The 18,818-nt window shown below is 33.5% G+C and carries 14 protein-coding genes; 6 read left to right on the forward strand and 8 right to left on the reverse strand.

Annotation, left to right across the window (positions count from 1 at the left end; translation table 11 throughout):
• The 6 genes from yhbH to DMR38_RS01845 form a co-directional block, all read right to left on the reverse strand.
• Positions 1 to 1,203, reverse strand: a complete 1,203-nt coding sequence (gene yhbH, locus DMR38_RS01820; protein WP_127719729.1) for a sporulation protein YhbH — start codon at positions 1,201 to 1,203, stop codon at positions 1 to 3.
• A gap of 4 nt (positions 1,204 to 1,207) precedes the next feature.
• On the reverse strand, positions 1,208 to 3,130 hold the full coding sequence (locus DMR38_RS01825) for a PrkA family serine protein kinase (protein WP_127719730.1): 1,923 nt from the start codon (positions 3,128 to 3,130) through the stop codon (positions 1,208 to 1,210).
• Between the two features lie 178 nt (positions 3,131 to 3,308).
• Positions 3,309 to 3,800 (reverse strand): MarR family transcriptional regulator, encoded by a 492-nt coding sequence (locus tag DMR38_RS01830; protein WP_127719731.1) that lies wholly within the window; start codon positions 3,798 to 3,800, stop codon positions 3,309 to 3,311.
• On the reverse strand, positions 3,757 to 5,334 hold the full coding sequence (locus DMR38_RS01835) for a DHA2 family efflux MFS transporter permease subunit (protein ID WP_127719732.1): 1,578 nt from the start codon (positions 5,332 to 5,334) through the stop codon (positions 3,757 to 3,759). The genes DMR38_RS01830 and DMR38_RS01835 overlap by 44 nt, the downstream gene beginning before the upstream one ends.
• A 12-nt stretch (positions 5,335 to 5,346) precedes the next feature.
• Positions 5,347 to 6,000 (reverse strand): efflux RND transporter periplasmic adaptor subunit, encoded by a 654-nt coding sequence (locus DMR38_RS01840; protein ID WP_127719733.1) that lies wholly within the window; start codon positions 5,998 to 6,000, stop codon positions 5,347 to 5,349.
• 20 nt (positions 6,001 to 6,020) lie between these two features.
• Positions 6,021 to 6,989: an efflux RND transporter periplasmic adaptor subunit gene (locus DMR38_RS01845; protein ID WP_127719734.1), complete on the reverse strand. Its 969-nt coding sequence runs from the start codon at positions 6,987 to 6,989 to the stop codon at positions 6,021 to 6,023.
• A gap of 404 nt (positions 6,990 to 7,393) precedes the next feature.
• On the opposite strand from DMR38_RS01845, the gene DMR38_RS01850 reads away from it, so the two are divergent.
• The 3 genes from DMR38_RS01850 (at position 7,394) to DMR38_RS01860 (ending at position 12,966) form a co-directional block, all read left to right on the forward strand.
• Positions 7,394 to 8,443 (forward strand): carbamoyl phosphate synthase small subunit, encoded by a 1,050-nt coding sequence (locus tag DMR38_RS01850; RefSeq protein WP_127719735.1) that lies wholly within the window; start codon positions 7,394 to 7,396, stop codon positions 8,441 to 8,443.
• Between the two features lie 58 nt (positions 8,444 to 8,501).
• Positions 8,502 to 11,708 (forward strand): carbamoyl-phosphate synthase large subunit, encoded by a 3,207-nt coding sequence (gene carB / locus DMR38_RS01855; protein ID WP_127719736.1) that lies wholly within the window; start codon positions 8,502 to 8,504, stop codon positions 11,706 to 11,708.
• 88 nt (positions 11,709 to 11,796) lie between these two features.
• Positions 11,797 to 12,966: an amidohydrolase gene (locus tag DMR38_RS01860; protein ID WP_127719737.1), complete on the forward strand. Its 1,170-nt coding sequence runs from the start codon at positions 11,797 to 11,799 to the stop codon at positions 12,964 to 12,966.
• Positions 12,967 to 13,026: 60 nt separating this feature from the next.
• On the opposite strand, the gene DMR38_RS01865 is transcribed toward DMR38_RS01860, so the two are convergent.
• Together DMR38_RS01865 and DMR38_RS01870 are read right to left on the reverse strand one after the other, a co-directional pair.
• The gene (locus tag DMR38_RS01865; protein ID WP_127719738.1) at positions 13,027 to 14,232 is read right to left on the reverse strand and encodes an ATP-binding protein; all 1,206 of its coding nucleotides are present in this window, start codon (positions 14,230 to 14,232) and stop codon (positions 13,027 to 13,029) included.
• A gap of 3 nt (positions 14,233 to 14,235) precedes the next feature.
• Complete coding sequence (locus DMR38_RS01870; RefSeq protein WP_127719739.1) at positions 14,236 to 14,913, reverse strand: response regulator transcription factor; 678 nt, start codon at positions 14,911 to 14,913, stop codon at positions 14,236 to 14,238.
• Between the two features lie 223 nt (positions 14,914 to 15,136).
• Between DMR38_RS01870 and DMR38_RS01875 the strand changes: the two genes are divergently transcribed.
• The 3 genes from DMR38_RS01875 to DMR38_RS01885 all read left to right on the forward strand — a co-directional run bounded on the left by DMR38_RS01875 (position 15,137) and on the right by DMR38_RS01885 (position 18,769).
• Positions 15,137 to 16,087 carry a glycosyltransferase family 2 protein gene (locus DMR38_RS01875; protein WP_127719740.1) on the forward strand — a complete coding sequence of 317 codons (951 nt, stop codon included), beginning with the start codon at positions 15,137 to 15,139 and terminating at the stop codon, positions 16,085 to 16,087.
• An 81-nt stretch (positions 16,088 to 16,168) separates the two neighbouring features.
• Positions 16,169 to 16,567: a GtrA family protein gene (locus tag DMR38_RS01880; protein ID WP_175413099.1), complete on the forward strand. Its 399-nt coding sequence runs from the start codon at positions 16,169 to 16,171 to the stop codon at positions 16,565 to 16,567.
• Between the two features lie 12 nt (positions 16,568 to 16,579).
• The gene (locus DMR38_RS01885) at positions 16,580 to 18,769 is read left to right on the forward strand and encodes a glycosyltransferase family 39 protein (RefSeq protein ID WP_127719742.1); all 2,190 of its coding nucleotides are present in this window, start codon (positions 16,580 to 16,582) and stop codon (positions 18,767 to 18,769) included.
• The last annotated feature ends 49 nt before the right edge of the window (positions 18,770 to 18,818 follow it).

The raw sequence follows: 18,818 nt of genomic DNA on the forward strand, positions 1-18,818 counted from the left end.
TCACCTTCCTTCCAGTTCTTTTTTCAATATTTTTTTAAGGGATATCCATAAGTCTTGCTTCTCATTAATAGTTACAGTAGAAAAGTTATTTTTATCTATTCCTCGACGGAAAATATTTTTTATATTACTTCCAAAATAACTGGGTATGATTTCTGCATAGCTAAAAAGATTGCAGACTTCACATAAATCTTTGGCAGCTTTTAAAGCACGCTCGTTATCTTCATCCCAATTGTCACCGTCACTTACATAAAAGGTATATACGTTCCAGTAAGCAGGATTATAATTTTCTTCAATTACCTCAAGAGCTTTATTTAATCCGCTGGATATATAGGTTCCACCAGATTCTACTTTGTGGAAAAATTCATTTTCAGTAACAACCTTTGCTTTAGTAGAGTGAGAAATAAATTTAATTTCAACATTATTGTATTTAGCTTTTACAAATTGATACAAAATAAAGAAAAAGGATCTAGCTAAGAATTTTCTTGTGCTATCCATGGAACCTGATGTATCCATTACGCATATGACGGCAGCATTTAATTCTCGCTTTTTTTTCTCTTTTATCCTGAAATATCTTAAATCTTCCTGTCTGAAAGGAAATCTTGAGTCTATATCTTTAGAAATAATTTTATTTTGAAATAGAGGGTCTTGGCTAGCTTCCCTAATGGCTCTTTTAGAATTTTGCTGTCTTTTTAGCTTTTCTATAACAGTTCTTTTCTTAGCTAGCCTTGGATTTATTCCATTTCTTTGATATCCTGCTTTTTTTAAGGATTTTTTAGACAGTAGGTCTGAAAATTTTTTTTTGTCCATCAAAGGCAGCTCCATATCTTCAAGAAGGTAATTCATAAGTTCCTCTAGGGTAATTTCTGTTTCGTACATATCTTCCCCTTCTTCGTTACCTGCACCGCCTTTGCCTTTTCCTCCATTTTTCTCTAGGGATCTTCCAATTTTATCTCCTCTTTTTTGAGATCCGTCTCCACTTCCAACTTGGGGACTATTGTCTCCATATATAAAGTGGTATTCTTTAATGCCCTTTATGGGAATTTTAATTTTCTTATCTTTACTCTTACCTATAATGCTTTCTTCTGATATTATATCTGCAAGATTATCCTTTATGGATTTTTCTACTAATTGTTTGTGGCGCCTTCTATCTTCTAAGGATCTATCATGGTGATCCCTTGGATCAAATTCTCTAAAAATAGCCATAATATCAATCCTTCCATAGGTTGTTGGCAGCGTATTTTAAAATAACGTCACAGCAGTGGTCACAATATCCATCTGCCTTCATTTCCTCAACCATGGAATTATATTTTTCATTTTGTTCCTTGCCCCTCACTTTTGATTTAGTTATAACTCTGGATAGTTCTTTTACAGATGCGGTAAGTTTTTTCTCAATAGCTTCTTTAAGAGGTTCATAGGAAGTATAGCTGATTTTTCCTCCATTTCTTATAACGTAGAACATATATGAAGTTACATCGGTTCTAAATCCTTTTGCAGAATTTTCGGAGATGCCGATATGTTCTTCAATGGATCTCATGAAAGTCTCATCTGGTTCCAATTCTTCTCCAGTGGATTGATCTTTAATTTTATTTTTATTTACATAAGCTTCTGCATGATCCAGGTAATTATCAAAAAGACTTTCTGCCTGTTCTTTAAAACTGTGAATAAAAGCTCTGGTTATTTCTTTTTCCAATACTTTGTTGTATTCTTTTCTAATGGTATCTTTTATAAAAGTTAAATATCTTTGTTTATCATCTTCAGCTATATCCAAATCTTTAACTGCTTTTGTTAAGCTTTCTATTACGCTAAGAGGATTTATACAGTTGTACTCTGAGTTTGAAAGTGCACTATCTAAGGCTTTTACTATAAACCTGGTGGAAATGCCTGTCATTCCTTCTCTAGAACCTGCTTCTTCTTTTAATTCTGAAAAGTCAATTTTTTTAGTTGTACCTTTTTCAACTATATCTTCTCCATTGTAAATTTTTAATTTTGTCATAGGATCTACCTTGTTGGAAGGTGAAAGTCTGGATAGAATTGCGAACATTGCTGCTATTTCTATGGTATGAGGTGCTATATGTGCATTAAATTGACTCTTGCCAAGTATTTTTTTGTATATTTTAATTTCTTCATTTAATTCCATGCAGTAAGGAACTTCAATTTTTACTATTCTATCTAGTATTGCTTCGTTAGTATGATCAGATTTAAATTTGTTCCATTCAGATTCATTGGAATGTGCTAGAATAATTCCATCAAAATAGATCATTGAACCCTTACCTGGGGATGGAACTGATTTTTCCTGGGTAGCTGTAATTATTGTGTGAAGATATTCCACATCATTTTTAAAAACTTCAATAAATTCTACAAGCCCTCTATTACCTACGTTGAAAGCACCATTTAGCGAGAATATTCTAGGATCATCTTCAGGATACATATCCATCTTTGATATATCGATAGAACCTGTGAGTACAGATGTATCTTGGTTATTGGGATCAACTGGTGGTACTACTCCAATGCCCTTTCTTGATCGTATGGAAAAGTCAGTAGTAGTTACAGGAAATTTTTCATATTCGCCGCCGTAATCATGCTTTAGCCTATATTTACAAACAGGGCATAAATCGCCTTCAATTTCTACACCGAGTGCTTTTTCAAAGCTTCCTTTTAAATGTTTTGGTATAAGGTGCAGAGGTTCTTCCCTCATAGGGCATCCTTCAAGAGCATAAATAGGTTCTGAGGTTTCAAGAGCTTTTTTAATTGATTCTACTAGAGATGATTTACCAGCTCCTACAGGACCTACTAAGTAAAGTACCTGTCTTGATTCTTCTCCCATCATTGCTGCAGAGTGGAAATAGTTCACTAATTTCATTATGACTTTGTCAATTCCAAAAAAATCATTTTTGAAAAAGTTATACCTTCTAATTGGTTCATTACCGTATAATTTTTTTATTCTTGGATTTTCTTCAGGTTTTAAGACTTCATAACCTTTATTCATTATAATATCATACATTCTTTTATGAGATAATTTTACGATTTTAGGGTTCTTCTTTACAATTTCTAGGTACTCTAGAAAAGTTCCTTTAAACTCATGTTTTTTCCTTATTTCCCTGTCTTTTTCAATTATATCCTTAAAGTTCATATTCTCCTCTCCTTTTTATTATATCTATTAAATACTACGCAGCATGAGTATTTATTATGTATAATAATTGATAGCACTTGTGATTTCAATCAAGTGATTCTTAGATTCGGGATGAGGAGAAAGGTAAAGGGAAAACACGACAGCAGTAACAACAGGTTCTGCTGTCGTGTTTTCCCTATTATTTAATATCTTCTAATAGTGATTTGTAATGTTCTAATGCATGAATAAATTGATCTACTGATTTGCTATCCATATTTCTTATAGTATCGGATATACAGTTGGAAATTAAAGTTTGCTTTATGTCTAGCATATCATTGACTTTCTTAAAATCTTCAGATATGGATAGCTTTACAATTCTTCTGTTGTTTTCAGGTATCTCCCGGGTTACAACACCTTGGTTTACCAGACGGTTTATTATACCAGATACCGTACTCTTCGCAAGCATTAAATGATTACTCAACTCATTTAATGTCATACCAGGTTTTTTATACAAATGAACTACAACTGCCAGTTGAGGTGCCGTAAAACCAAATTGTCCTGCAATTTCTCTAAACTTATGACCAATAATTTTATGGATAATTTTAAAAAGATTAATTATTTTATCCGATTGCTCTAATATTAAGTCATCATTTTGTGGTGGCGAGTTCTTTTGTGTTGGTATTGTGATCATCTCCTTTCTCTGTTTTTTTACTTTTCATCATTAAAGTTAAGACTATAGTGACAATTACTATAATAGAAGTAATAGCAACTGCATAAGCCATAGCGTCTATAGTAGCCTGTCCTTGAAGCAATTTACTTAACGTAGATAATGCAGAGGCTTTAGCTGTGCCCTGGGGAAGACCTTCTTGCATGTATGATTTCGTAAGTATATTTATTGTATCATTAGCGGGCTTATTGTATACATTTATTTGTTCAGATAGTTTTAAATAATTATAGTTAGTTTTGCTTTGTATTATGGCGGACATTATCGTTATGCTGAGGGAACTTGCTATTTGCCTTATGGTACTGGAGAGAGCAGATGCTTTCCCAATTAAGTTTTGTGGTACTACATTCATTCCTGCAGTATTAATTGGCATCATGGTAAATCCTAGCCCAATTGACCTTATACATAGAATAAAAGTTATCATTTCTCTACTGGAATTCATATTTATTAAAACTGAAAGATGATAGGAACTTAAGGCTAGTATTATAAGCCCGGGTATAACTAAGGGCTTGGCACCAATTTTATCAAACAAGTTACCGCTTACAGGCATTAGTATTCCAACTACAAGGGCAGCAGGCAGCATGATTAGACCTGTTTCCATTGCTGTATATCCTCTTATATTTTGGAGAAATAAGGGCAGCACATATACTCCACCCATAAGGGCCATAGTTAAGACGCAAATTATTATTTGACATACACTAAAGTCAAATAATTTAAATACAGTGAGGTCCAGAAGTGGCTCCGGGTGGGTAAGTTCATTTACTACAAATAGTATAAGACTTAGGCATCCCAAAGTCAAAAGCAGTGGGTATTGCACTTTACTCCAGTCAATTGAAGTCCATTCTCCAAGTACATATAAAATGCTTACTACTCCAATTGTAGAGGATAAAAACCCTATTACATCAAAGGATTTAAATGTAATTTTTTGGGAATCTTTTAGTAAAATTCCAGCTAAAATTACACCTAGTATGCCTATGGGAACGTTGATATTGAAAATAAGTCTCCAGTTCATATTTTGAATAATATATCCACCTAAAGTAGGTCCTATGGAAGGTGCTGCCATTGAGGCTATACCCCAAATTCCAAGAGCTAGGCCTATTTTATCTCTGGGGAATATTTCATATATTATGGACATACCTACAGGCATTATCATGCCTCCGCCTAAAGCTTGTATAATACGAAATACTATCATAGATGTATTGTTCCAGGCAAATCCACACAGCATGGAGCCCAAAGTGAACATTGCAAGTGCAAACATATATATTTTTTTAGATCCAAAAACTTCCTGAAGATATCCCGTAAGAGGTATAATTGCACCAAGAGCTAGGGTATATGATGTTAGTATCCATTTTGAATCATCCATTGATACCCCAAAGACTGCCATCATTTTTGGAATAGCGATATTAACTATACTGCTGTCAAGTATGGACATAAAAGTTCCTATTACTACAACAATTAATGCTAGCCAGCTGTATATGGATTCATTGTTGTTTGCTTCCATTATATCACCCCATTACTTTATGCGAATTTTAACAACGGCATTGGTACCTGGAAGTATTTTGTTGTTAAATTTGTCTAGAGAAATTTTTATAGGTATTCTCTGAACTACTTTTGTAAATGTACCACTGGTAGTAGTTGGTATAATAGATAGTGCAGACTTAGCTGCCTCTCCTACAGATTTTACTTTGCCTGTAAACTTTTGAGATCCGTACTCGTCTATAGTAATGCTAACTGGCTGTCCAACTCTTATTTTTCCAAGTTTTGTTTCTTCTATGTCAGCAGTTATATAAAGTTTATTTGGGTCTATTAAAGTAGCTAGTGTTTGACCAGGAGACCAAATTTCACCGATGGTTCCCTGTTTTTTAATAATTATGCCATTTATAGGTGATCTTATTAAAGATTGATCTACCTTTGAGTCAGATAGGTCTGACATTTCTTGACGGGCTAATATTTGATTTTTAATAACAATATCCCCTTCATCTACATTGAGTTCTAGCAATTTACCACTGATTTGTGGAGTTACGTTGACAAGGTCTGCATCTACTTTTGCATCGTCTGTTGAAACATAGTAGGTGTTTTCATACCAATAATAAAATCCTATACTACTGAGTGCGGTTGCAATTACTACTAATATTCCTATAATCAATATTTTTCGTTTCTGTTTCATATTTGAAATACCTTCTTTCTCTATTTTTCAAGTCCAATTTCAGCAAACATGCCGGGTTTTAGCTGTGAATCTTTATCTGTTAGGCTTACCTTAACTAAAATATCTCTGCTTTTAGAATTTAAATTAGAATTTATAACGGCTATTCTACCCTTAAATTGTTTGTCTGGTATTTCAGATACTTTTACAGATACTTCTTCTCCTTCTTTGATTTGACTTACGATATCTAAAGGTGCATAGGCATTTACATAGAGGTTGCTGGAATTTATTATAGAAAGAAGTGTTGCACCAGGGGATACTGTATCTCCTACATTGACATTTCTGGCATTTACTACTCCAGAAATAGGTGCGGTAATAGTGGCATTGCTTAGGGATGTCTGTGCAGTTTTTAAAGCTGCTTGAGCCTGGCTTACCTGTGCTTTGTAAACATCTATAGATGATTTTGTGGGACCATTTTTTAGCATGGCAAGTTGTTCCTGGGCAGTTTTATACTGTGAATCTGCTGTAGCAAGCTGCTGATTGGCCGAATCCAGTTCCTGCTGAGTTGCGGCTCCTGCATTTACTAAAGCCTTTACACGGTCATAGTTCTTTTTTACTGTTTCATAGCTTTGAGAAGCACTGCTTACAGAGGACTGAGCTTCAGCGACTTGTTCGGGACGAGTGCTGTTTTGGGCATTAGTTAAATTTGCATTTGCGGTATTTAAAGCTGCCTGGGCTTGATCAACTTGTCCTTGAAGATCTTTTGTATCTAGTTTAATAAGTACGTCGCCTTCATTTGTTTTTGAACCCAGGTCAACGGATATTTCAGAAACCTTTGCTGAAACTTTTGAAGTTATATTTGCTTGTTCATTTGTTGAAATTTTTCCTCCCATTAAAAATTGATTGCTTGTATTTTGATTGATGTTTTTAATATTTTTACTCGTAGTGTTTGTAGAACCGCAGCCTGTCAAAAATATTGCTGCAGCTAGGCTAAATAAAATAGCTTTTTTCATGTACAACCTCCTTTAATAGTTTATTCAAATATTATTTGTATAGAAACTGTTCGTACATTAACAGTTTCTATTATATACCTGTTTATTTCTATTTTCAAGAATATTATTCCAAGTGGTAATTTAAAAAATATATTTTTTGATACTTGACATATAGCCGTATTTTAATTAGAATAAAGGTTAGAATTTGAGTGAAAAATACACTTTAAATTGGTCCTGTGAGGCCAGAAAGAGGTATGTTATGGGTAAGCTTTTTTATATCCTAAAAAAAATGAATGGTTTTGTATTTGAATATAGAAACTTTGGCAGTGGAAAAATTGTTTTTTTAAAATAATTTTTTTATTGCCTTTTTTGTTTTTTAAGATGGATAGGTGTATTTTTACTAGTAAAAATGCAGGAGGTATATTATGAAAGCAAAACTTATATTAGAAAATGGAAGTATCTTTCAAGGAGAAGCTTTTGGGTATTTGAAAGATAGTGTAGGTGAAGTGGTATTTAATACTGGAATGACAGGATATGAAGAAATACTTACAGATCCGTCTTATTATGGCCAGATAGTAACTATGACTTATCCCCTTATAGGAAATTATGGAATTAACTTAGAAGATATGGAATCATCCGATCCAAAGGTAAAAGGGTTTATTGTAAGGGAGTTATGCAGCTATTCCAGTAATTTTAGATCTGAACTTGAACTTTGTGACTACCTTAAAACCAATAGAATTGTGGGACTTTCTGGAATCGACACGAGAGCACTTACAAAAATGTTAAGGACAAATGGTACCATGAAGGGAATTATAACTATAGAAAATTTAGATTTTGTCTCTGTAGAAGATAAGATTAAGTCTTTTTCCAATAAAAATGCAGTATCTAAGGTGAGTACAGAGAAAAAATATACTATAGGTGAAGGCAAAAAAAATATTGCCATTTTGGATTTTGGAATTAAAAAAACCATGGTAAAAGCATTTGCAAATAGAGGATGTAAGGTAACTGTATTTCCTTCAAATACTAAAGCAGAAGACGTACTTGAAATTGATCCAGATTTGATATTTTTATCAAATGGTCCGGGAGATCCGGATGATCTTACCTGTGAAATTGAAAATATAAAGAAGCTTATAGGCAAAAAACCTATTACAGGAATATGTCTTGGACATCAGCTTTTGGCTTTAGCCCTCGGGGGGAGCACAGCTAAACTCAAATTTGGTCACAGAGGATGCAACCATCCTGTAAAAAATCTTATAACCGGTAAAGTGCACATAACTTCTCAAAATCACGGCTATTATGTAAATAGACTGCCTGAAGATATGGAAATAACTCATGTAAGTTTAAACGATGGAACTATAGAAGGAATGAAGCATAAAAGTCTTCCTATATTCTCAATACAATTTCATCCGGAAGCATGTCCGGGACCGGAAGACAACAACTATATATTTGATGAATTTGTAAAATATGCACTTTAAAATAGTTGAGAATTGAAGATTGAAAATTGTGCATTGAATAGAAGGGAGATAGGTTTTTATGCCTTTAAATAAAAATATTAAAAAAGTATTAGTAATAGGATCTGGTCCTATAATTATAGGTCAGGCAGCAGAGTTTGATTATTCTGGGACCCAGGCTTGTGAATCTCTTAGGGAAGAGGGGTTAGAAGTTGTACTTATAAATAGTAATCCGGCGACCATAATGACGGATAGGGAGGTTGCTGATAAAGTTTATATAGAACCTCTTACGGTTGAATTTATAGAAAAAGTTATAAAAAAAGAAAGTCCTGACAGTCTTTTAGCAGGCATGGGTGGTCAGACTGCATTAAATTTGACAGTGGAATTGTATGAAAAGAAAATACTTGAAAAATATAATGTAAATATAATAGGTACCTCTATAGAAGCTATAAAAAAAGGTGAAGATAGAGAACTTTTTAGAGATACTATGAATAAAATAAATCAGCCTGTAGTGGAAAGTGAAATAATAACGGATATGGAAAGTGGCAAAAAGTTTGCAAACAGAATAGGTTATCCTGTTATAGTAAGGCCTGCATATACCTTAGGTGGAACAGGTGGTGGAATAGCTGAAAATGAAGAACAGCTGGAAACCATACTGGAATCAGGACTAGAACTTAGTTCCATAGGACAGGTACTTCTTGAAAGAAGTATAAAAGGGTGGAAGGAAATCGAATATGAAGTTATGAGAGACAGCTTTGGAAACTGTATAACTGTATGTAACATGGAAAATGTAGATCCTGTTGGAATCCATACAGGAGACAGTATAGTAGTAGCACCTAGCCAGACATTATCTGATAAGGAATATCAAATGCTTAGAACTGCTTCTATTAATATAATAAATGAGGTTGGAATAGAAGGGGGATGCAATGTTCAGCTGGCACTTAATCCAAAATCTTTTGAATATGCAGTTATAGAGATAAATCCAAGGGTAAGTCGTTCTTCAGCTTTGGCATCAAAAGCTACAGGATATCCTATTGCAAAGGTTGCAGCTAAAATAGCTCTTGGATATGGTCTGGATGAGATAAAAAATGCAGTTACTAAAAAGACTTATGCTTGTTTCGAGCCATCTCTTGACTATGTAGTAGTAAAAATTCCTAAATGGCCTTTTGACAAATTCCATAATGCAGATAGGGAACTTGGAACAAAAATGATGGCTACAGGTGAAATAATGGCAATAGGCAGCAATTTTGAAGCTGCATTTTTAAAAGGTGTGAGATCTCTTGAAATAGGAGCTTATTCCTTGGATTATAAAAAATTCAAAGACTTCACTATGGAAGAACTTAAAGAAAGAATAGCATATCCTGATGACGAAAGAATATTTGCAATGGCAGAAATGATTAGGAGAAAATATAGAATTGAAAAGTTAGCTGAGATTACAGGAATAGATATATTCTTTATAAAGAAATTTCAGTGGATAATAGATGAAGAAGAAAAATTAAAGTCCAGTGACATTTCCAATATAGATAAAGAATGGCTAACTTTGCTTAAAAGGAAGGGGTTTTCAGATAAGGGCATAGCAGATATGCTCCGGGTATCTCCAGAAGAAGTATATAAACTTAGAAATATATGGAGTATAACTCCTGCTTATAAAATGGTAGATACCTGCGGTGGAGAATTTGAAGCCCTATCACCTTATTATTATTCTACTTATGAGCAATATGATGAAGTTGAGGTTTCAGATAAAAAGAAGGTTATTGTAATAGGCTCAGGACCTATAAGAATAGGTCAGGGAATAGAATTTGACTATGCTTCTGTTCACTGTATAAAGACTCTTAGAAAGTTAAATATAGAAACTATTATAGTAAACAACAATCCTGAAACTGTAAGTACAGACTTTGATATTTCAGATAAATTGTATTTTGAACCTATAACTGAAGAAGATGTACTAAGTATAATAGATAAGGAAAAACCTTATGGTGTAATACTTCAATTTGGTGGAGAAACTGCCATAAAGTTAGCAGAATTTTTAAAAGAAAAGAATATAGTTACTTTGGGTACAACAGCAGATCAGATAGATGAGGCAGAAGACAGAGAAAAATTTGATGACCTTTTGGAAAGATTAAATATAAGTAGGCCTAAGGGAAAAGGTGTTTGGTCTGTAGAAGAAGGATTGGAAGAAGCAAGAAGATTGGAATTCCCTGTACTTGTTAGGCCGTCCTATGTACTTGGTGGTCAAGGAATGGAAATAACCTACGATGAGAAAGAACTTACTTACTACTTATCCATGGCTTTTAAGAAAGATAGGAAAAACCCTATATTAATAGATAAGTATTTGATGGGAAGAGAAATAGAAGTAGATGCAATTTGTGATGGAGAAGATGTGCTTATACCTGGAATTATGGAGCATCTTGAAAGGGCTGGTATACACTCTGGTGATAGTATAACAATGTATCCAAGTCAGAATATAAGTAATGAAATGAAGAAAAAAATATTGGATTATACCGAAAAACTTGCAACTGGAATCGGAATAAAAGGTATGATTAACATTCAGTTTATAGAGTATAAGGGAAACCTGTATGTAATAGAAGTAAATCCAAGGGCTTCAAGGACAGTTCCATATATAAGCAAGGTGAGCGGTGTACCTATAGTTGATATTGCAACTAGGGTAACTCTGGGTGAAAAGCTAAAGGATATTGGGTATGGAGTTGGAATTTCAAAAGAACCAGATATAGTGGCAGTTAAGGTACCTGTATTTTCTACACAGAAGCTTCCAAATGTCGAAGTATCACTTGGACCGGAAATGAGATCAACTGGGGAAGTGCTCGGTGTTTCAAACACTCTTACGGGAGCACTTTATAAAGGATTTTTAGCTGCAGGAATGTTTTCTAATATGAAAAATGGAGTAATGCTTGCTACTATAGGAGATCATGACAAACAAGAATTTTTACCTATAGCTAAAGAGATTTACAAGATGGGAATAAAATTTATGGCTACTCGAAATACGGCAAAACTTTTAAGAGATAATGGAATTGAAGTTAAAGAAGTTAGAAAAATGAACGAAGAAAATCCTAATATAATAGATGTCATAAAAAATGAAGAAGTGGATTTAGTCATTAATACACCGACTAAAGGGAATGATTCTAGAAGAGATGGATTTCATATAAGAAGAACAGCCGTAGAGAGAAACATTCAAGTAATAACTTCTTTAGATACATTTAGAGCTATGACCTATGTCAAATCAGAAGATGTAGATAGTGATGAATTAGATGTATTTTCAGAGTATAAGTAAAACAATCAGGTGTCAGGCACCATAGTGGAGCATAAATGTCCCACTATGGTGCCTGGCACCAAAATACAATAATGAAAGGTTTGAAATTATGAGTGATATAAAGGAACTTACAGAAAAATATTACCCAGAAATAGTTGAGCTAAGAAGATATTTTCATAAATACCCAGAGTTAAGCAAAAAAGAATTTTCTACTCAAAAGAAAATCATTGAGGTACTGGAGGGCTTAGACTTAGACATTAGAAAAGCTGCTGGTACAGGAGTTATTGCTGAATTAAAAGGTGAAAAACCAGGTAAAATTATAGCAATTCGAGCAGATATGGATGCACTCGCCATAGAAGATGAATGTGGAAAGCCTTATCAATCTCGAAATAAAGGCGCATGTCATGCCTGTGGTCATGATGGACATATTGCTATGCTTTTGGGAGTTATAAAAGTGCTTAGTAATCTTCGTCATAAGATACAGGGAACTGTAAGATTTATATTTCAACCTAGTGAAGAAGAAGTAGCTGATGGGTCAGGAGCAGCGGCAATTATAGCTGATGATGGACTAAAAGATGTAGATGCAATTATAGGAGCACATCTATGGCAGCCTGTCAAATTTGGAACAGTAGGAATATCTGCTGGTCCCATGATGGCAGCAAGTGATGAATTTACAATAATTATTGAAGGAAAAGCAGGGCATGCATCCATGCCACATCAGACTATAGATTCTATATTAACAGCATCTCAAATAGTTGTGGCATTGAATACAATTGTTGGAAGAGATGTAGATCCAATGAAGCAAGCTGTTGTATCCGTTGGAGTATTTAACTCAGGGCGTGTTTATAATTCTATAGCAGGAAGAGCTGAACTAAAGGGAACCATAAGGACTCTTGATGAAAATGTAAGAGAGAAAGTGTTTGGCCATATAAAAAAGATTGTAGAAGATGTATGTGATATGGCAGGTGCTAAATGTGAAATTGAGCGAGATAGGTGTACTTATGTACTGGCAAATGATCCTAAAGTTACCAGTATTGTTCTAGAAGCTGGTAAAGAGATGGTTGGACATAAAGCCCATGCTATAGAGCCTTTTATGAGCAGCGAAGATTTTTCTTATTATTTGCAAAAGATTCCAGGATGCTTCATCTTTGTAGGTGTGGGTAATCCTGAAAAAGGTATCATATACCCTCAGCATCATCCTAAATATGACATAGACGAGAGAGCCATGGCCTATGGAGTAGAAGTCATGAGCAATGCTGCATTGAAATTACTAAATTAGGTACACTACGGTGACAGGCACCATGATGGAACATAAATGTCCCACTGTGGTGCCTGTCACCTATAATACAACTTTAAAAGTAGTTCCTTTATTTACAGTACTTGATACATCTATAGTTCCATTATGTTCTTCTACTATGCATTTTGCGATGGAAAGCCCAAGTCCGAAATTACCCTGTCTATTTGATCTAGATTTATCAACTTTGTAAAATCTCTCAAAGATTTTATTTAGATGCTCTGGAGCTATTCCTTCCCCTGTGTCAGACACTGTTATTTCAATTTTATTTTTTACTTTTTCTAAAGTTACTTTGATAGAGCCGCCTTCAGGGGTATGTTTTATTGCATTGTCAACTAAGATAGTTATAAGCTGGTTAATCCTCCCCTCATTCCCTAAAAAAATTATACCTGGGTGAATATCTGATAAAATGCTTATTTTATGTTTTGTGGCAATTGATTCAAGAGGAACTACAGATTTAGTTACAGCACTGCTTATATCAAAGGAAGAACTATCAAATCTATTTTTATGGGAATCTGATCTGGCAAGAAATAAAAGATCCTCTATGAGTTTAGTCATTCGTGTAGTTTCAATCTTAATGTTTTTAAGCCATTTACCCTGGCTTTCTACGGTTTCATCTTTATTGTCTAGTACTATATCTAAATTAGTGGTTATAACTGCAAGTGGAGTCCGAAGTTCATGGGATGCATCTGCAGTAAAAGCTTTTTGTTTTTTCCACGCACTTATAATAGGTTTTAGAGATATATTGGCAAGGAATAAGCTTATTATAAATACAAAAACAAGACTTATTATGTAAATTATTACAGATATAGTAATTAATCGATGCAATACTTCATCGTCGAAGGACTTATCCTGAAAAACCACAATAAATCCGTAACTTTTAGGAACTTTAATGTACCTTAAAATGTAATTTTCATATGTTGTAGTACCCTTTGGTTTAGTTTCCTTTAATATTTGTTCTAGTAGTTCTTTATGGCTTTTTTCAGACAATGGAGAATTAGGAGATATTTCTTCAATTTGGTTTTTAAAATTTATTTTTATAAAAAAACTTTCAGAAGAAGTCATGTTTTTGTCATGAGGCCTGGAGGGAGGAATATTTTCCATTTCAGCCGTTTTATCCATATGAATATAGGCAGAATGTTCAAAACTTGTACTCATAAGTATATATATGCCTGAAAATATGGTTATCAATACTAAGCTTGTAAGTATTAAATTGATTAGAATAAGTTGTATTTTTAATTTACGGAACATAATTTAAACCTCTTTTAAGCAGTAGCCTATGCCTCTTATAGTTTCAATGACTACATTACATTTTAATTCTCTTAGCTTTTTTCTCAAATAGGAAAAGTAAACTTCAATATTGTTATTCATTTCTACGTCGGAATCAAGGCCCCATACTCTATCTAGTATCTGATCTTTAGTTAGAACTTGATTTTTATTACGGGCTAAAAGTTCTAGAAGTTGGGATTCTTTTGTAGTAAGTTTAGTTTTCTTACCATTGCATTCAATTTCTCCCCTCAGTGGATCGAAAATTAGTGAGGACAGTTTAATAGTTCCATGCTGGATAAAGTCTGTATGCCTTCTGCTGAGAGCCCTTATTCTAGCTAGTAACTCTTCTTTAGAAAATGGCTTTATAAGATAGTCATCTGCTCCATTGTCAAGTCCTTCGACTCTATTTTCGATGGAATCCATGGCTGTAAGCATAAGTACTGGGGTTTCAATACCTTTTTCCCTTATGAATTTTAAAATATCAAGTCCGTTTTTTTCGGGAAGCATTCTGTCAAGTATTATCAAATCATATATTTCGGATTCTGCCATTTCTTCCCCGGTAATTCCGTCATAAGCTGCATCTACAACATAATTGTTTTTCTTTAAGATATAGACTAAAGCATCCGAAAGCATGACTTCATCTTCAACTAAAAGTAATCTCATAATAAAAATTCCCTCCTTATATTTAATTATTATACTATAAATTATTGATTTTAAATTTAATTTACGTTTATTATTATTCTTTTAAGTTTCTTTTAAGGTTGAAACCTCAAAATAATAACTAAGCTAGATCGATAAAGTTTCTAATATTATGCACTTGAAAGAAAATAGGCTAGTGTACTGACTAGTTATTTCTTTGAAAATGCTTTAAATTGAGGTGAATAGCATGAATGAAAATCTAATGTATTCTATAGTAGTACCACTGTATAATGAGGAACTAGTAATAGATGAAAGTTATAGAAGACTTAAAAAAGTTATGGACTCTACTTTAGAGAGTTATGAAATTATATTTATAAATGATGGAAGTATCGATAAGACCAGGGAAAAGACAGAAAAGATATGTAATGAGGATAAGAACATAAGACTTATCAATTTTTCGAGAAATTTTGGCCATCAATGTGCTATAACTGCAGGAATGGAAAACTCCATAGGGCAGGCTGTAGTTGTAATAGATGCAGATCTTCAAGATCCTCCAGAAGTTATTTTAGATATGATTAAGAAGTGGAAGGAAGGCTATGATGTTGTCTACGGAAAAAGGGCTAAGAGGGAAGGAGAATCATTTTTCAAGAGATTCACAGCAAGGTCATTTTATAGATTATTAAAGAGTATGACTAGCATTGATATTCCTGTAGACACTGGAGATTTTAGACTTATAGATAGGAAAGTATGCAATGCATTAAATTCGCTGCCGGAAAAAAACAGATATGTGAGGGGACTTGTAAGTTGGGTTGGATACAAACAGACTTTTGTAGAATTTGTAAGGCATGAAAGGTTTGCAGGGGATAGTAAATATCCACTTAAAAAAATGTTGAAATTGGCCTTTGATGGTATAACTTCATTTTCTTATAAGCCGCTTATGCTTGCTGGATATTTGGGAGGACTATCACTTTTTATTGGATTTGTTTCAATCATAGTTGAGTTTATAAAATGTATATTACAGAAAATAAGTATAGTAAATTTTGGGCTCATAATATCAATTGATTTGATAATGTTTGGGATAATATTAAGTTGCATGGGTATAATAGGCCAGTACATCGGAAGAATTTTTGACGAAAGTAAGGGAAGACCTAATTATGTTATTGAAAATATAGTAAATAAGGCATTTGAAAGAAAATAACAAGTCAAAGATGTGGCGGATATTTCTTTTAAAATGCTTAATAGAAAGGAGTAGATAAATGTGGATCAATTAATTAAAACTATGAATTTTATTTTCAATGGTAAACTAAAACTACTAAGTCGTTTTTCTGCCACTGGTGTAATAAATACAATAATAGATTTTGCTGTATTTACTATTTGCCAAAGTGTATTTGGATTGCATTATACAATAAGCCAGGTTATAGGATATAGTTTTGGAGTTGTAAATAGCTTCATATTCAACAAAAAGTGGACTTTTGAATACAAAAGTTCTGGAAAAAAGGTGATTCGAGAGTTATCTCAATTTGCAATAGTAAATCTCATTTCACTTATTGCAACACTCGTGTTTATGAGACTCTTAATAAATGATTTTAATTTAAACGTCTATTTATCAAAAATAGTTGTAACACTCATAGCTCAGGTAATAAATTTTTTATTATATAAAATATGGGTATTTAATTAGGGAGGAAAACTTATGAAAAGATTAAAATTTACAAAAGAAAGATTTGCACTATGTATAATTCTGGCCATATCTGCAATATTAAATTTTGCGAATTTAACTATAGAAGGATACGGAAATGGATATTATGCTGCAGGTGTAAAGAGTATGCTTATGAATTTTAAAAATTTCTTTTTCGTATCATTTGACCCCGCTGGATTTGTATCTATTGACAAGCCGCCTTTAGGTTTCTGGATACAAACTATATCAGCGAAAATATTTGGATTTAGCGGATGGAGTATATTATTTCCCGAGGCTCTTGCCGGAGTAATTTCAGTTGGAATCTTATATTATATAGTAAAAAGATCTTTTGGGGAGATAGCAGGACTTATATCAGCTCTATGTCTTGCAATAACACCAGTTTTTGTATCAACCAGCAGGAATAATACTATAGACAATCTATTAATTGTGACATTACTTTTTGCCTGCCTATTTTTATCCAAAGCTGCTGAAAAAGGCAAGCTTAAATATCTAATAATAAGTTTGGTTCTTGTAGGATTAGGGTTTAATATAAAAATGCTTCAGGCGTATATGATAGCTCCTGCTCTATATATAACTTATTTGATTTCTTCAGCTGTACCTGTAAAACAAAGAATAAAACACTTGATTATAAGTACACTTATTCTTGGAGTAATATCTTTATCATGGGCAATAGCAGTTGACTTGATTCCATCACAAAACAGACCTTTTGTAGGAAGCAGCACAAATAACACTGTTACTGAACTTATATTTGGACATAATGGACTGGAGAGACTTAGCAGTACTAATGGTGGTATGGGTAGAGGAGCATCAGGAAAGGGAAGAAATCCTCAATCTAAAGAATTTAGAAGTGGTTTCAGCAAAAATCAAGCAAATTCACAAAGTGGAAACAGTAATGTTCCTGGTGCAATGATACCTCTACAAAATTCGGAAAATTCTTCCAAAGGTCCACAAGGAGGTCCGGGAGGTCAGAATACACAAGGCAATTCCCAAAATCAAGGTGGTGGACCTGGCGGATCAAATGGACTTTCAGGAAGCTTTGGAGGACAGACAACAGCAGGTGTTACTAGATTATTTTCTAAAAATGTTTTGTCAGACCAGATAGTTTGGTTTTTACCTTTAGCTATATTTGGACTTGCTGCAGCTGTAATAGTAGAAAAGCTTAAATTTCCATTTGATAATAAGAAAAAATTAGGGGTAACATTATGGGCATTATGGCTGATACCTGAATTCATATATTTCAGCTGTACTAAAGGATTGTTTCATCCATATTATTTAAGTATGATGGCCCCTCCAATTGCAGCTTTATGTGGAATAGGACTTACTTCAATGTGGAAGCTATATAAGGAAGGCAGTATAAAATCATGGATAATGCCTGTAGCATTTATTGTAGAAGGATTGGTACATCTTTTGATGTTATCTTATTTTACTACTATATCCACTATTATAAAATCTATAATTATAGCAGCTATCATATTGTGTTTTGCATCTTCTGCACTGCTTATAATATACAGATTAGTCAAGAAAGGAAATTTGGAACAAGGTAATAATGAAGGGTTTGCTAAAATATTTGGAGCACTTGCACTTGTAGGAATTTTAGTAACACCTGCTATCGGCTCTGCTGCTGCTATAACTCACAGCTTGAGTTCTTTGCCTGCTGCAGGATTGGAGCTTTTATCAAATGGAAAATCGAACAATTTCATGATGATGGATGGACAGAATAGCAGTAGGAATTCAAAGCTTATAAAATTCCTTGAAAGTCATACTTCAAATGAAAAATATGCTCTTGTAGTTTCAAGTTCTGCTTCTGCTGAAGATATAATAATTGAAAGCGGCAAAAGCGTAATGGCTCTTGGAGGTTTCTCAGGATCTGACAAGATACTTTCTCTTGATCAATTTAAACAAATGGTTAAAAAAGGTGAGGTGAGATATGTACTTACAGGAGGTATGGGAGGAAGAGATTCTCAGGATATAATGAATTGGATTCAGAAAAATGGCAAAGCTGTTTCAACTACTGAATGGAAAGATACTACTAATTCTCAAGCTCAAAAAAGTGAAAGTTCTACTAATAATACTGCTAATAGTGAAATAGATAGTAACTCAACAAGAAACAGCAACTTACATTTTCAAGGAATGGGCCGCATGGACAATGAAACACTGTATGATTTAAAAGGCACTGTAAAATAGAGGTAGAGTTTCTAAACAAAAAAATAAACTTATACTCCGGATATTTTTA

Origin of the sequence: Clostridium sp. AWRP (genome assembly GCF_004006395.2) — a bacterium.
Taxonomy (GTDB): domain Bacteria; phylum Bacillota; class Clostridia; order Clostridiales; family Clostridiaceae; genus Clostridium_B.